Here is a 14,639-nt window from a genome sequence, read left to right as displayed (position 1 = left end):
GTGGCCAGGAGGTGCGTCGCCTCCCCTATCTAGGACGAGCGGCGGACCACCAGTTCGGTGGGGAGGATCACTGAAGAGGCCGGGCCGGCGTCTATCTGGCGTAGCAGCAGGCGGACGGCGGCCACGGCCTGGTCGGAGGCGGGGGCGTGGACGGTCGTGAGCGGGGGCATGGCGTAGCGGGCGGCCTCGATGTCGCCGAAACCGACCACGGCGACGTCGTCGGGGACCCGGCGGCCGGACTCGTGCAGGACGGTCAGGGCGCCCATGGCCATCAGGTCGCCCGCGGCGAAGACCGCGTCCAGGGCCGGGTCGTCCTCCAGGAGCTGGCGCATCGCCTCCATGCCGGACACGCGGCTGTAGTCGCCCACGGCGAGGATCGAGCGGCGGTCGTCGCGGCGCAGCGCGTCGCGGTACCCCTGCAGGCGGTCCTGCGCGGCGACGCTGTCGACGGGCCCGCAGATCATGGCGATCCGGCGCCGTCCCCGCGCGAGCAGGTGATCGACGGCCGCCGCCGCGCCGCCGGCGTTGTCGGCGTCGACGTACGAGAGCGCGCCGCCCGCCGGCTTGGCGTACGGCAGGGCGGCCGAGCCCGCGGCGTAGGGCAGCGCGGCCGATCCGGCGGGCCGTCCGAGCGACACGACCGGGGTGTCGGTGCGGGACAGCACGCCCGGCAGGTGGTCGGCGGCGCGGTTGGACACGAGCACGACGCCGTCCACGTGACCCGCCGACACGTACTGCTCGACCCGCCGGCGTCCCGCCGGCGACCCGGCCAGCATGAGGGTGACCTGCTTGCCGGCCTCCTCCAGGGCATGGGCGGCCGCGCGGACGACGGAGGAGAACAGCGGGTCCTCGCCGGTGGCCTGGGTGCCGGGGACGACCAGCGCGATCGTGTCGGTGCGCCGGGTCACCAGGCTGCGTGCCGCCGAGTTGGGCACGTAGCCGAGCTCGTCCACGGCGTGCATGACGGTCTCGCGGACCTCGCCGCTGACCGTCCCCTGCCCGTTGATCACGCGCGAGACCGTCGACCGGGACACCCCGGCGCGGGCGGCGACCTCCTCCAGGGTGGGCCGGCGGGCGCGATCCTTGCGCAGGCCGTTGCGCTGGACGAGCTCGCGGAACCACAGCGCGCTGTCCTTGAGCAGGCGGCGCTGGGTGCCGAAGTCGACGTGGACGATGCCGAAGCGCTTGTTGTACCCCTCGGCCCACTCGAAGTTGTCCAGCAGTGACCAGACGAGGTACCCGCGCAGGTCGGCGCCGGCCTCGATGGCGGAGTGCGCGGCCCGCAGGTGGCCTTCGAGGAACGCGGTGCGGTCGGCGTCGTGGACGCGGTCGCCCGACACCGTGTCGTCGAACGCCGCGCCGTTCTCGGTGACCACGAGGCCGACCTCGGGGTAGTCGCGCGACAGGCGGACGAGCAGCTCGGACAGGCCGGTCGGGACGATGGGCCAGCCCATCGCGGTGGTGGGGGCGTAGGCGCCGGGGAACTCGATGTCCTCGGTGCCCGGGTACGCCGGGTTTGCGGGCAGGCCGGGGCCGGACCTCACCACGCACGGGGTGTAGTAGTTGATGCCGAGCAGCTCGATCGGCTGGTGGATCGCGGCGAGGTCGCCGTCGTGGATGTGGTCGAGCCCGGCGATCCGGTCGACGATCTTCAGCACCTGCTCCGGGTAGGCGCCGCGCAGCGCCGGGTCGAGGAACTGCCGGTTGATCAGGCAGTCGACGCGGTCCACCGCCTCGGCGTCCGCCGGGGACAGCGCGAGGCCGGGGTCGTTCACCTGGGCGGGCGTCACCACGGGGGCGAGGTTGAGGGTGAGGGCGATCTCGCGGGCTCCCCCGGCGCGCAGCGCCTGGACGCCGAGGCCGTGCGCGAGGAGCAGGTGGTGGGAGGCGCGGAAGGCGTCCACGGACGAGGTCAGGCCCGGGGCGTGCACGCCCATCCCGTACCCGAGGAACGCCGACACCCAGGGCTCGTTGACGGTCATCCACGTGTTCACGCGGTCGCCGAGCCGGTCGTGGACGGCCGTGGCGTACTCGGCGAACCGGTAGGCGGTGTCGCGGGCGGTCCAGCCGCCGCGGTCCTCCAGCGCCTGGGGCAGGTCCCAGTGGTAGAGCGTCGCGTACGGCGCGATGCCCGCCGCGAGCAGCTCGTCGACCAGCCGCTCGTAGAAGTCGAGGCCGGCGGGGTTGACCGGGCCGGAGCCGTCCGGCTGGACGCGGGGCCAGGCCACCGAGAACCGGTAGGCGGCGAGGCCGAGCGCCTTCATCAGGCGGACGTCCTCGGCGTACCGGTGGTAGTGGTCGCACGCCGTGTCGCCGGTGTGGCCGCCGGCGATGGCGCCGGGCCTGCGGCAGAAGGTGTCCCAGATCGACTCGCCGCGCCCGTCCTCGCGGGCGGCGCCCTCCACCTGGTAGGCGGCGGTGGCGGAGCCCCAGACGAAGCCGGCGGGGAAGGCCAGCGTCTGCCCCCGGTTCGCGATGGTGGTCGCGGTCATTGCATGACGCTCCCGTCTGTCCCCTCGTGGTGACGCAGTGGTGAATCAGTGGTGAATCAGTGGTGAAACCGCGGTGCGGGTGGCCGTACCAGCACCGATTCGAACACTTAATCACGGATCCGGCTATGTCCGTGCAGTGGACATGACGCTAGGAACCAGCGAATTTTTCGGCGAACGAGGTGCGCCGGGGGAACAAGGAGTGGGCGGCCGGAGGTTGGGGACGATCAAGAGGCCGTCCGCGTCGAAGGAGCCGCCGTCATGCATGCCATCGTCGTCACGACCCCAGGAGGATCCGACGCCCTCGTCTACACCGAGGTGCCGGACCCGGTCCCGGGCCCCGGTGAGGTGCTGGTCGACGTGGCCGCGATCGGTGTGAACTACACCGACGTCTACCACCGCGAGGGCCGCTACCCGCTCCAGGCGCCGTTCGTCGTCGGCTCGGAGGGCGCGGGCACGGTCTCGGCCGTCGGCCCGGACGTCACCGGCGTGGCGGTGGGCGACCGCGTGGGCTGGGTGGGCGTCATCGGGTCGTACGCGGAGAAGGCGGTCATCCCTGCCGCCAAGGCGATCCCGCTTCCCGACGACCTGTCGTTCGAGTCGGCCGCCGCCGTCCTGCTCCAGGGCCTGACCGCCCACTACCTCACCCATTCGGTGCACGCCGTCCAGCCGGGAGACGACGTGCTCGTCCACGCGGCCGCGGGCGGCATGGGGCTGCTGCTCACGCAGATGACGAAGCTGCGCGGCGGCCGCGTCATCGGCACGACCTCCACCGACGAGAAGCGGAAGCTCGCCCGCGAGGCGGGGGCCGACGACGTCATTCCCTACGAGGGCTTCGCCGACGCGGTGCGCGAGCTGACCGGCGGGCGCGGCGTGCGCGTCGTCTACGACGGCGTCGGCGCCGCGACCTTCGACGGCAGCCTGGCCTCGCTCGGGCTGCGCGGCATGATGGCGCTCTACGGGGCGGCGAGCGGGCCGGTGCCGCCGTTCGACCCGCAGCGGCTGAACCAGGGCGGGTCGCTGTTCCTGACCAGGCCCACGCTCGCGCACTACACCGCGACGCGGGAGGAACTGCTCGCCCGGGCCGAGGACGTCCTCGGGTGGGTCGAGTCGGGCGCGCTCAACGTGCACATCTCGCGCCGGTACCCGCTGGCCGAGGCCAGGCAGGCGCACGACGACCTCGAAGGCCGCCGGACGACGGGCAAGCTGCTGCTGATCCCGTAGCGGCTCGGGTGCGCGGCGGGCGGCAGCCCGTGATCGTGGGAAGGTGGGCTCAGCCCCGGAGTCATGGCCGGGGTGAGCCTCGGCCGGGGTCGTGGCGGGTGAGCCTCAGCTTGGGGTCGTGGTGGCGGGTGAGCCTCAGCCCGGGGTGGTGGCGAGGCCGAAGAACAGGACCCCCAGGTAGACGCCCACCGCGATCGCGATCACATGCAGCGCGATCGCCCAGGCCCGCAGCGCGTTGCCGTTCCTCATGGTGCCCTCTTCTCGTCGGGGCCGGGGCGTCGTGCCGGCGGGGTCATCGGGAGCCGTTCAGCAGGCGTGCCTTGGCGGCGGCGTACTCGTCGTCGTCCAGGTGCCCGGACCGGTGCAGGACGGCCAGCCGTTCCAGCTGGCCGACGAGATCGCCGGGGACCGCGTCGGACGGCGCGTCCTGGCGGCTCGGGCCGGCGAATCGCGACGAGGGGCGGAGGCGTGCGTCCTGAGGCGGGGAGGTGGGACGGTCCTGCGGAGGATAGGTCGGACGGTCCTGCGGAGGGTCGTCCAGGTCGACGGCGTGGCGCGGCATGTCGTTCTGGCCGGGGAGCACCACCGACGTCGTCCAGCGGACGTTGCCCCCGCTCGGCCCCGAGGCCGCCGGGCCGGGGGCGGGCTCCGGTCCGAGGAAGACCCCGCGCGACGCCTTCGGGTGGAACAGCACGATGAGCGGTAGTCCCCCCGTGATCGCGAAGACGACGGCGCAGATCATGAAACCGAGCTCGGCACTGGGCGTGGCCATGGCGGCCTCCCAGAACGCCCATCCGAGGCTGAGGAACACGGCGGGCCAGGCGAGCAGGGCCAGCCTCGGCCCGACGGGAAGCAGGCTGACGAGATACACGCCGAGCGCGGCAATGCCGCCCAGGATGGACACCGGCATGATCCACCCGACCCCCTGCGGGCACGGCACGCCCACTTCCGGGCCGCAGCCCCCGCCGATGCTCATGAGGACGCGGGCGTCGAGATAGAGCATGGTCAGGCAGCAGGCGAGCCCGCCCAGCCCGACAAAGGTCCCGATCGACCTCAAAATCAGCCCACGGGTGGTGATCACGCTCCGTATGGTAGGCCACACCACGATTTCCAGACAGACCGCAGAAGCGGGATATCGAGCTGGCATATCGGGCGGCTCAGTCCCGCGCCGGCCAGTCCAGGAGGCGGGCGCCGAGGACGGCCGTCTCCAGGGTGAAGCGCTGGGTCGGGTCGTCCGGGGAGAAGCCGGTGAGGCGGCGGATGCGCTCCAGCCGATAGGTCACCGCGCGGGTGCTGATGCCCAGCTTGCGGGCGGCCGCCGTCTGGTTGCCCTGCGCCCCGAACACCGCCTCCAGGGTCTCCAGCAGCGATTCGGGGCCGCCGCGCGCCTCCCGCAGCGGGTCGAGCACGCTCGTGACGAGATCCTCGATCGCGGCGCGGTCGCGCAGCAGCACCGGGAAGACCAGCAGGTCGGCGGCCCTGAGCACCTGGGGGCGCAGGCCGAGCCGTTCCCCCAGGCTGATCGCGTCGCTCGCCTCGCGAAACGACGTCACCACGCCTCCGGGTCCGCGGTGCGGACGGCCGACGCCCACGCGCCAGCCCTGGCCGAGGCTCCCCCGCACGTGGTGGGTGAACTCGCCGGTCGCGGCGGTGAGCGTGGCGGGCGCGACGCACACGAGCAGGCCGTCGCGGGCGGCCACGAGGATGTTGTGCGAGCCGAACCGGGTCACCAGCGCCTCCTCGACGCGCCGGATCAGCGGGTCGCCGTCGGCGACGGGCGCGACGTCCTTCGCCACCGCGACGACGTACCCCTCGGCCAGCCGCAGGCCGAAGTGCTCGGCGCGCTCGGCCAGCCGGTCGGCCCGCCCCTGTAACAGATCGCCGATGAACTCGCGCCGCGCCTCGTCCTCGCGCCGGATGGCCTGGTGCTGCGCCTCCTCGTACCCGTCGAAGTACGCCGCCAGCGCCCGGCGCACGGCGGCGAGCACCTGGGCCTCGGCGGGCGGCGCGTCCAGCTCGCGGGCGAGCAGGCAGGCGTCGGCGAGCGCGCGCACCGGGACGCCCCGTTCGGCCGCCGCCGCGCCCAGCGCGCGCAGGCCGTCGACGGCGTCCCTGCCCGGCAGACGGCCGGTCGAGACGGCGGCCGTGAGGACCGGAAGGTACCCGCCGAGCAGGTCGGCGGGCACCCCGGTGGCCTCGCTCACGTGAGCGAGAACGTCCATCACACCCCTACGTCACGCCGGTCGAACGAAAGGACAGCGGTCAGCGCGAGCACGGCCGTGGCGGCGAGCAGCACGAGGCAGTCGCCCACCTGGAAGCCGTTGACCAGCGGATTTCCCTCCATGTAGTAGTGGAACGGCGACAGGTGGCTGAGCCACTTCATCGCCTCGACGTCCGCGGCGAGCGCGTGCACGACGTACCCCGCGACCGCGTACGCGCCCGCGACCGCCATCGCGAGCGCCCTGCGACCGGTCGCCGCTCCGACGGCCAGCGTGAGCGTACCGAAGAAGAGGACGAGCAGGTAGAGGCCGGTGTGCGCCGCCAGCATCCGCCCGAAGGGCACGTTCAGGTCCACCATGGCGCCGAGGACGGCGATCACCGCGAGCGAGAGCACGGCGACGGCGAGCAGGCCGGCGGCAAGCGCGGCGAAGCGCTCCAGCACGAGCCGCTTGCGGTCCAGGGGGAGGGTGAGGGTCAGCTCCAGCGTCCTCGCCTCCTCCGGCCCGGCGAGGGCCTTCGTGCCGAGGATCACCGCGCACATCGTGAACAGCAGCGGGACGAAGAGCTGGTAGATGACCGCCTGCAGGAAACCGACACCGGTGGTGAAGTTCTCCAGGCCGCCCATGAGCTTGCGCACGCCTTCGGGGTACTTCGCCTGCGCGGCCTGGCTGTAGAAGTCCGGATTCGCGGCCATCTGAGGGAAGAACGACGTGTACAGCCCGGCGAACGCGCAGATGCCGATCGTCCAGCCGATGATCGCGCGCCGGTAGTCGCGCAGCGTCTTACGCACCAGCACGGGCATGCTGCACGTCCTCGCTGTAGTAGGTGAGGAAGATCTCTTCGAGGTCGGGCTCGGCCGAGACCATGTGGACGACGGTGAACCGCGCCGCCGCCTTGACCAGCGCGTCGGGACGGCCGTCGATGGTGCAGCTCACGCTCGCGCCCTCGACCTTGAGGTCCCGCACGCCGGGCAGGTCGCGGAACGCCTCCTCGGGCACGGGCGCGTCGAAGTGGAACTCGACCCGCCGCACGGCCTTCTCCCGCAGCGCGACGACGTCCTCCACCGCGACCAGCCGCCCGCTCCGGACGATGCCCACCCGGTCGGAGACGTGCTCGACCTCCGCGAGCACGTGCGACGACATGAGCACCGTGCCGCCCGCCGCGCGGGCCTCGCGGACCATCGCCAGGAACTCCTGCTGGACGAGCGGGTCCAGGCCGCTGGTCGGCTCGTCGAGGATGAGCAGCTCGGGCTCGTGCATGAACGCCTGGATCAGGCCGACCTTCTGCTTGTTGCCCTTCGAGAGCTTGCCCATCGTGACCGACAGGTCGGCCTCCAGCCGCTCGGCGAGCCCCTCGACGCGGCCCGCCGCGACGCCGCCCCGCACGCCCGCCAGGAACCGCAGGTACTCGCCGGCCTTCTCGCGTCCCTCCAGGGCCAGCTCGCCGGGGAGGTAGCCGATCCTTCGGCGGATCGACGCGTCGCGCGGGTCGGAGCCCAGCACGCGAACGGTGCCCCGGGTGGGGCGGATCACGTCCAGGAGCATCCTGAGCGTGGTCGTCTTGCCCGCGCCGTTCGGGCCGAGGTACCCGAACACCTCGCCGGGACGGATCTGGAGCGTGAGATCCTCCAAGCCCCGGCGCTTACCGTAGAACTTCGTCAGCCCTTCGGTCTCCACCACTGCTGTCATGCGTCGAAGCGTGACGGGCGGGGGCGCGTCCCCGACAGGATCACACCTGGACAGTTGGGGCACATTTCTTTTCCCGGATCCGGCAACGCGCGCGGACGGGTGCTTCTGAGGGCTGGGGCGGCCCTCAGCGGGGGGCGGTCGAGCAGGCGCCGGTGCTGCCGGGCAGCCGGTGCCGGTTGCGCGCGACGACCCGGTACACGGCCTCGGCGATCAAGTCGACCGGGGGCACGAGCATGAGGCGGCCGAGGACGCGCCAGCCGATCCGGGGTTGCACGGCCAGCAGCACGGCGACGGCGCGGGCGCCCGAGGCGCGCAGCCCGTCCGGGCCGAGCAACTGGACCGACTCGGTCACCTGCTCAAGGGTGAGGCCGTGCTCGGCCAGGTCCAGATCCTGCCAGCGGCGCGCCGGGGGCATCGCGGGCAGATGCGCGCGGCCGAACTCCACGCATCGGTGGCAGAACCCGCAGTCCCCGTCATAGACCAGCACGGGACGATTCTCCCATACCCCCTGGCGCCCGTCCCGGCGACCGGCACCCACGAGCACGGCCCGGAAGCTCCTGGCCGCCGTCAAGCCACGCCCACATTGTCACGCCAGACCGCGTCACACCGGACCGCGTCACACCGGACCGCGTCACACCGGACCGCGTCACGGCGCGGCGCCGGGAGGGAGGGCGGGAAGGCCGGGCGGCGCGCCGTCCTCGATCAGCGACAGCAGCGCGCCTGTGTCCACGTGCCGCTCGATCATGTCGCCGAGCGCGTCGAGGTGCTCCTCCCTCAGCGCCGCGAACGAGACGCCGGACGCCGGGACGAAGTCGCGGCCTGCCACGGCGGCGACATCGGCGAGGAAGGCACGGCGGAAGCCGTCGTTCTCCAGCGCCCCGTGCCAGGTGGTGCCCCACACCGCGCCCACCCGGCACCCGTCCAGGAAGGGCTCCACCTGGGCCACCGCAGCCGCCGGGCCCGCCTGGTCCGCCGGCTGCGACGTCTGGTGCCCGTCGACCGTCACCAGCCCGTGGTGGATCTCGTACGCGTCGACGCGGTGCCCGTACGCCTCGCCGACCGGCCGCGCGAGCGTCTTCTCGCGCGCGAACTCGACGGTCGCCGGAAGCAGCCCGAGCCCGTCCACCGTCCCGGCGCCGGACTCGACGTCGTCGCGGATCGACCGCGCGAGCATCTGGTAGCCGCCGCAGATGCCGAGGATCGGGCCGCGCCGTTCCAGCAGCGCGGCGGCGAGGCCCGTACGGCGAAGCCATTCGAGGTCGGAGACGGTGGCCCGCGAGCCGGGCAGCACCACCAGGTCCGCCTCGCGGAGCTCCCCGGCTCCGGCGGCCGAGGAGACGAAACGGACCACGACCCCGGGCTCGGCGGCCAGCGCGTCCACGTCGGTGAAGTTGGAAATCCTCGGGTACCGCACCACCGCGACGCGCAGGCTCTGCCCCGTGCCCGCGTTCTCCGGCAGCGCGCCGCGCCGGGAGTCGAGGGCGAGCGAGTCCTCCAGGTCCATCCAGAGCCCGTCCAGCCACGGCAGCACGCCGTACACCGGACGTCCGGTGAGCTTGTGCAGCGTCTCCAAGCCGGGGTCGAGCAGCTCACGCGCGCCCCGGAACTTGTTGATCAGGAAGCCGCTGATGAGCGCCTGATCTTCCGCCTCCAGCAACGCCAGCGTGCCGTACAGCGAGGCGAACACCCCGCCGCGGTCGATGTCCCCCACGACGACCACCGGCATTCCCGCCGCTCGGGCCAGGCCCATGTTGGCGATGTCCCCCCGGCGCAGGTTGATCTCCGCCGGGCTGCCCGCGCCCTCGCACACCACCACGTCGTACGACGCCCGCAGCCTCTCCAGGGACTTCAGCGCGACCGCTCTGAGACTGTCCTTGTACGCGCCGTACTCCATGGCGTCCACCTCGGCGAGCGGCCTGCCGAGCACGACGACCTGGCTTCGCCGGTCGCTGCCCGGCTTCAGCAGGATCGGGTTCATGTCCGCGACCGGTTCCACCCCCGCCGCCTGCGCCTGGGCGACCTGCGCGCGTCCGATCTCGGCTCCGTCGGCGGTCACGTACGAGTTCAGCGACATGTTCTGGGCCTTGAACGGCGCCACCCGCACGCCCCGACGCGCCAGCCAGCGGCAGATCCCCGCCGTGACAACGCTCTTCCCCGCGTCCGAGGTGGTCCCCGCCACGAGCAACATCCCTGTAGCCACCACCCAAAGATGCCAGACCTACCGGAACCCCCCAATCCCCCACGTGGCCACATCGCGGCGGCACGAACAGCCATTGCCGGTACGACTCGGTGAGGCACGGGCGCGGCTGCTCGGATCGGGGCCCACTTGGGCAGCGCCTCCTACCGGACAGTGTCGGCTACCGGGCAGCGCCGACTACCGGACAGTGGCAACTACCGCACAGTGCCAGCCTTCGGACAGCTCCTACTACCGCGCCGTGCCTACCACCGGGCAGTGCCTGCTATCGGATAGTGCCTACTACCGGCGCCGCCGCCTGTGTACTGCCCAGGCAGTGGCGGCGGCGAGCGTTGCGGCGGTGAGGTTCACGGCGCGCGCCAAGCGTACGGATCGCGAAATATCCGTCACCGCGGGTGGGTCTCCCTCGCCCATCTCCGGCCGGTGCTCGATCCTGCCGCCGTAGTCGTTACGGCCCCCCAGCCGCACGCCGAGCGCCCCCGCGAACGCCGCCTCGCATCGGCCGGAGTTGGGACTCGGATGCCGGTGACCGTCCCTGCGCAGCATGGCCGCCGCCTGCCGGGACGACCCGCCGACGAGAGGGGCGACCAGCGACGCCAGGACGCCGGTGATCCGCGCGGGAACGAAGTTCGCCACGTCGTCCAGCCGCGCGGCGGCCCAGCCGAACCTCTCGTACCGCGCCGACCGGTGACCGACCATCGCGTCCAGCGTGTTCACCGCCCGGTACGCCAGCAGCCCCGGCACTCCGGCCACCGCGCCCCAGACCAGCGGCGCGACCACGGCGTCCGAGGTGTTCTCCGCGATCGACTCCACCGTCGCCCGTGCCAGTTCCCCCGAGGACAAAGCCGACGGATCCCGCCCGCACAGATGCGGCAGCCGCGCCCGCGCCGCCGTCACATCCCCACGTTCGAGCGCGGCGGACATGTACGCCCCCTCGCGGCCCAGGCTCGTCCCGCCCAGCACCGCCCAGGTCGCGGCGGCAGTGACGGCCGTACGAGCCGCGGGGCTGCGCCGGGTGAGCCGCTCGGCCACCACACCCAAGGCCGCCGCCGAACCGACGCACGCGGCGACGTACGCGACGCCTCGCGCGCGCGACCGCCCGTACAGACGGCGCTCGACCAGCCCGGCCGCACGGCCGAACAGCGCCACCGGATGCACCGGGTTCCGCGGATCGGCGAAGATCGCATCCAGGACGACCCCAGCGGCGAGCCCAAGAGCCCGGGCCCGCCCCACCGCTCCCGTCCCCACGGTTCCCACCGGAATCCCGCGTGCCGCCATCTCCCGCCCCGCACGCGTGGCCGTCCCGCTCCCGTACCGCGGCCTCGTACCCGCCCGCTTCACTCGACCTCACCCCCGGTTTCCGGACGTTCCCCACGCATGATGCACCACGACTCCGGCTCCACGACGCACCGAATTCGAGATTGTCCAGGAGTGCCGGCGAATCGGCTAATGCAGGTGGGAGTCCAGTTCGTCCCAGTTGTCGTCGAGCCAGGCGGCGGCTCTGCGGATGCGCTCTCCCGCGCCGTTCTCCCACATGCGCGCCCAGCCTCCGCCGTCCTCCAATGCCCGCGTGCGCATCACAACGTACGAGCGGTCGAAGCGCAGCCTGGTCAGGTCGAGCAGCCGGCGACGCTCGCGCGCGGACAGGTCATAGGCGTCGCAGAAGAGCCGGATCCGCGCGCCGACGTCGCACATCCGCTGCGCGGGCTCCCGGTCGACGGGGTCGGCGATCGGTGCCCAGTGACGCAGGGTGGTGACGATGTCGAACAGGCGGGTCGTCGGGCGGGCCATGTCGAAGTCGATGAGCGCCCACGGCACGTTGTCGCGAAAAATCACGTTTTCCGGGGTGATGTCGCAATGACCGACCAGCTCGGGCTCGGCGTCGTCCCACGAGCCTCCCTCCCAGACGGCGTCAGGAGGCGGGACGAACCCGGCGGCCGCGTCATGAAAGCGCCGGACCAGCCGGGCCAGCGCGGCCAGCGTCTCGTCCGTCATCACGTGCGGGGCCAGTGGAAACATCGCCGCCCGGCCGGGGACGTACGACAGCATCTCCCTGCCACGGTCGTCCACTCCGAGCGCCCTCGGCGCGCCGTCGAAGCCCACCGACTCCAGGTGACGCAGCAGCGCGTGAACGGAGGGACTGTACGGGCGCATCGGGCGGCGCACCGTGTCGCCGACGCGGACGACTCCCTCCGTCACATCACCGCCATCCAGCGATATTTCAGGAAAGGCCGCGCTGACGAACATGACGTAACAGTTTAGTCCCGCCCCCGGCACGCCCGGGAGGCTTCCCCGAAACCCCCGCACTTTCCGGAAGACCTTCGCCCCCCTCGCCCGCCTCTTCCAGCACGACACCGACACGATGCGACCGACCGCCCCTTCGACACCAGCGCACCGCGACCGACCGACCATCACACTGGTGCGGACCTCGGCCGCGCTCCAGCGCGACGCGACCGACCGGCCCATCGACACCAACACACCACGACCGACCAGCCATCGCGCTCGCATTAGCGGCACCAACGCACCACGACCAATCGACCATCGCACTCGCGTGGACCCGGCACCCGCTCAAGCGCCACGCGACCGACCGACCCATCGACACCAGCGCACCGCGACCGACCGACCGTCGCACTCGCGTGGACCCGGCACCCGCTCCAGCGCGACGCGACCGACCGGCCATTCAACGCCAACGCACCGCGACCGACCGACCATGGCGCTCGCGTTAGACCTTGAACCCGCTCCATGACGACGCCGACACGATGCGACCGACCGACCGTTCGACGCCAATGCACCGTGACCGACCGACCGACGCGCCTTCCAGGGCATCCCGGCGCGGGGTCCTCAGAGACGGCCCCCGGACCAACGCCCTGACCGCGTCTGGCATGATTCGATCATGCGTATCGGCACTCTCGGCGCGGCACGCATCACCCCCACCGCGCTCGTCAAGCCCGCCCGGTCCATCCCCGGCGTGGACGTCGTGGCCGTCGCCGCGCGTGACCGCTCCCGCGCGGAACGGTTCGCCGCCAAGCACCGCATCCCCGTGGTCCACCGGTCGTACGAGGCCCTCATCTCCGACCCGTCCATCGACGCGATCTACAACCCGCTGCCGAACGCCCTGCACGCCGCGTGGACGCTGCGCGCCATCGACGCGGGCAAGCACGTCCTGTGCGAGAAGCCCTTCACCTCCAACGCCGACGAGGCGACGAGCGTGGCGGAGGCCGCACGGCGCTCCGGCCTCGTCGTGATGGAGGCGTTCCACTACCGCTACCACCCGCTGATGGAACGCGCGCTGGAGATCGTGCACACCGAGCTCGGCGAGGTGCGGCACGTCGAGACCTGGATGTGCTTCCCACTCCCCCGCTTCTCCGACATCCGGTACTCGCTGGAGCTCGGCGGCGGGGCGCTCATGGACGCGGGCTGCTACGCCGTCCACTGCCTGCGCACCCTCGGGCCGGGCGAACCCTCCGTCGTCTCCGCCGCCGCCCTGCTGCGATCCCCCGGCGTCGACCGCGCCATGGCCGCCGACCTGCGCTTCCCGACGGGCGCCACGGGCCGTATCAACGCCTCGATGTGGTCGGGCGGGCACCTGCTCAAGATCGCCGCGCGCGTGGAGGGCGAGTACGGCACGCTGCACATCACCAACTTCGCCGCCCCGCAGTACTTCCACCGCCTCACCACGACGGTCGACGGCGTCCGCCGCCGGGAGCGCGTCCCCGGCGAGGCCACGTACACCTACCAACTACGCGCCTTCCGCACGGCGGTGCACGACGGCACAACCCCTCTGACCCCACCCGAAGACGCCATCGCGAACATGTCGGTAATCGACGCCATCTACCAGAAGGCCGGCCTCCCCCTCCGCGGCGAACTCTGACCGTCCGGCCACACAAGGCATGGTCAGACGCCCCGGCCGGAGAATGCCGAACCGAGTTCCGGCGCGGGTGCCGATTGACTCGACATAGCGGAATCGAGGGGATTCGGCGCCAAGGCCGGGCGGTGCGACGACCGGGACGGCGCAGCCGACCTAGATCCGCCGCGCGGCCGGCCCCATGCCATGTCGAACGCATCGTGCGCGCGGACCCGTCGCCGGAGGTCGCGCGTTCCTTATTTCACTGCCATGGGGCGGTATTGCGGTCGATGTACACGTCGCGCCCTTGATCTTGGCGCAACTACGGACAGTTACGCTCCACTGCGAGACGTGACGGCATATCTGCATGCTGCCCTATTTGGGGCACGCGTTCGGACTCCGCATCGTCTCTTACATCCGCATGAACATTGGATCGCAAGATGCGCAAACGACTCTTTGTGGTCGCTTCGGCTATCGGCCTCGGTCTCGTCGCGGCGACCGCTCTGCCTGCGGCTGCCGTGGACACCACCGTCACATTCTCGATCACGACCGCCGGCCTCACGATCAGCGCGCCGGGGTCGGCGAGCCTCGGCTCGGTGGCATCCGGCACCGCCAGCATCTCCGGGCAGATCGGCCCCGTCACGGTGACCGACCTGCGCGGCACCCTGAACGGTTCCTGGACCGCGACCGTCACCGGCACAGACTTCACCACCGGCGGAGGCACCGGGCCCGAAACCATCCCGAACATCAATGTCAGCTATTCCCCCGGGCCGGCCACTGCCACGACGGGCACGGGCACCTTCACACCCGGTCCCGGCGGCATCATCAATGTGCCGCGCGTCGCGTTCACCGGTACCGCGCTCGTAGGCAACAACTCCGCCACCTGGAATCCGACGCTCACCGTGACGATTCCGCCGGCGACCGTCGCAGGAACATACAGCGGCACCGTCACCCATTCGGTCGCCTGACCGGAGCCGACG

The 14,639-nt window shown here is 72.1% G+C and carries 12 protein-coding genes; 3 read left to right on the top strand and 9 right to left on the bottom strand.

All coding sequences use genetic code 11. From position 1 onward, the window contains the following. Positions 1–29: 29 nt before the first annotated feature. Entirely contained in the window at positions 30–2,492 is a 2,463-nt protein-coding gene (locus tag DQ384_RS44020; protein WP_114032994.1) for a GH1 family beta-glucosidase, read from the bottom strand. Positions 2,493–2,750: 258 nt separating this feature from the next. On the opposite strand from DQ384_RS44020, the gene DQ384_RS34065 reads away from it, so the two are divergent. Continuing rightward, a complete protein-coding gene (locus DQ384_RS34065; protein ID WP_114032993.1) occupies positions 2,751–3,713 on the top strand; it encodes a quinone oxidoreductase family protein in 963 nt (320 codons plus the stop codon). Between the two features lie 292 nt (positions 3,714–4,005). Here DQ384_RS34065 and DQ384_RS34060 read toward each other — a convergent pair whose 3' ends face one another. From DQ384_RS34060 to DQ384_RS34025, 8 genes are all read right to left on the bottom strand, one after another. Further along, on the bottom strand, positions 4,006–4,794 hold the full coding sequence (locus DQ384_RS34060; RefSeq protein WP_114032992.1) for an SHOCT domain-containing protein: 789 nt from the start codon (positions 4,792–4,794) through the stop codon (positions 4,006–4,008). A gap of 76 nt (positions 4,795–4,870) precedes the next feature. Beyond that, positions 4,871–5,935 carry a PucR family transcriptional regulator gene (locus DQ384_RS34055; RefSeq protein ID WP_114032991.1) on the bottom strand — a complete coding sequence of 355 codons (1,065 nt, stop codon included), beginning with the start codon at positions 5,933–5,935 and terminating at the stop codon, positions 4,871–4,873. Continuing rightward, complete coding sequence (locus tag DQ384_RS34050; protein ID WP_114032990.1) at positions 5,935–6,735, bottom strand: ABC transporter permease subunit; 801 nt, start codon at positions 6,733–6,735, stop codon at positions 5,935–5,937. Before DQ384_RS34050 ends, DQ384_RS34055 begins: the two co-directional genes overlap by 1 nt. Then, positions 6,716–7,621 (bottom strand): ABC transporter ATP-binding protein, encoded by a 906-nt coding sequence (locus DQ384_RS34045; RefSeq protein ID WP_114032989.1) that lies wholly within the window; start codon positions 7,619–7,621, stop codon positions 6,716–6,718. Before DQ384_RS34045 ends, DQ384_RS34050 begins: the two co-directional genes overlap by 20 nt. A 124-nt stretch (positions 7,622–7,745) precedes the next feature. Then, positions 7,746–8,108, bottom strand: a complete 363-nt coding sequence (locus tag DQ384_RS34040; protein ID WP_220183288.1) for a thiol-disulfide oxidoreductase DCC family protein — start codon at positions 8,106–8,108, stop codon at positions 7,746–7,748. 159 nt (positions 8,109–8,267) lie between these two features. Further along, positions 8,268–9,809 carry a cobyric acid synthase gene (locus DQ384_RS34035; RefSeq protein WP_114032988.1) on the bottom strand — a complete coding sequence of 514 codons (1,542 nt, stop codon included), beginning with the start codon at positions 9,807–9,809 and terminating at the stop codon, positions 8,268–8,270. Between the two features lie 288 nt (positions 9,810–10,097). Beyond that, positions 10,098–11,093: a cobalamin biosynthesis protein gene (locus DQ384_RS34030; protein WP_114032987.1), complete on the bottom strand. Its 996-nt coding sequence runs from the start codon at positions 11,091–11,093 to the stop codon at positions 10,098–10,100. A 168-nt stretch (positions 11,094–11,261) separates the two neighbouring features. Next, positions 11,262–12,014 (bottom strand): phosphotransferase enzyme family protein, encoded by a 753-nt coding sequence (locus DQ384_RS34025; protein ID WP_245966968.1) that lies wholly within the window; start codon positions 12,012–12,014, stop codon positions 11,262–11,264. A 694-nt stretch (positions 12,015–12,708) separates the two neighbouring features. Between DQ384_RS34025 and DQ384_RS34020 the strand changes: the two genes are divergently transcribed. Together DQ384_RS34020 and DQ384_RS34015 are read left to right on the top strand one after the other, a co-directional pair. Beyond that, on the top strand, positions 12,709–13,686 hold the full coding sequence (locus DQ384_RS34020) for a Gfo/Idh/MocA family protein (RefSeq protein ID WP_114032985.1): 978 nt from the start codon (positions 12,709–12,711) through the stop codon (positions 13,684–13,686). Positions 13,687–14,099: 413 nt separating this feature from the next. After that, a complete protein-coding gene (locus DQ384_RS34015; protein WP_114032984.1) occupies positions 14,100–14,627 on the top strand; it encodes a hypothetical protein in 528 nt (175 codons plus the stop codon). Positions 14,628–14,639: the final 12 nt, after the last annotated feature.

This window comes from Sphaerisporangium album (genome assembly GCF_003323745.1).
Taxonomy (GTDB): Bacteria; Actinomycetota; Actinomycetes; order Streptosporangiales; family Streptosporangiaceae; genus Sphaerisporangium; species Sphaerisporangium album.
Note: the sequence above shows the minus strand (reverse complement) of the source record. Positions and strands in the feature narration are given on the sequence as shown.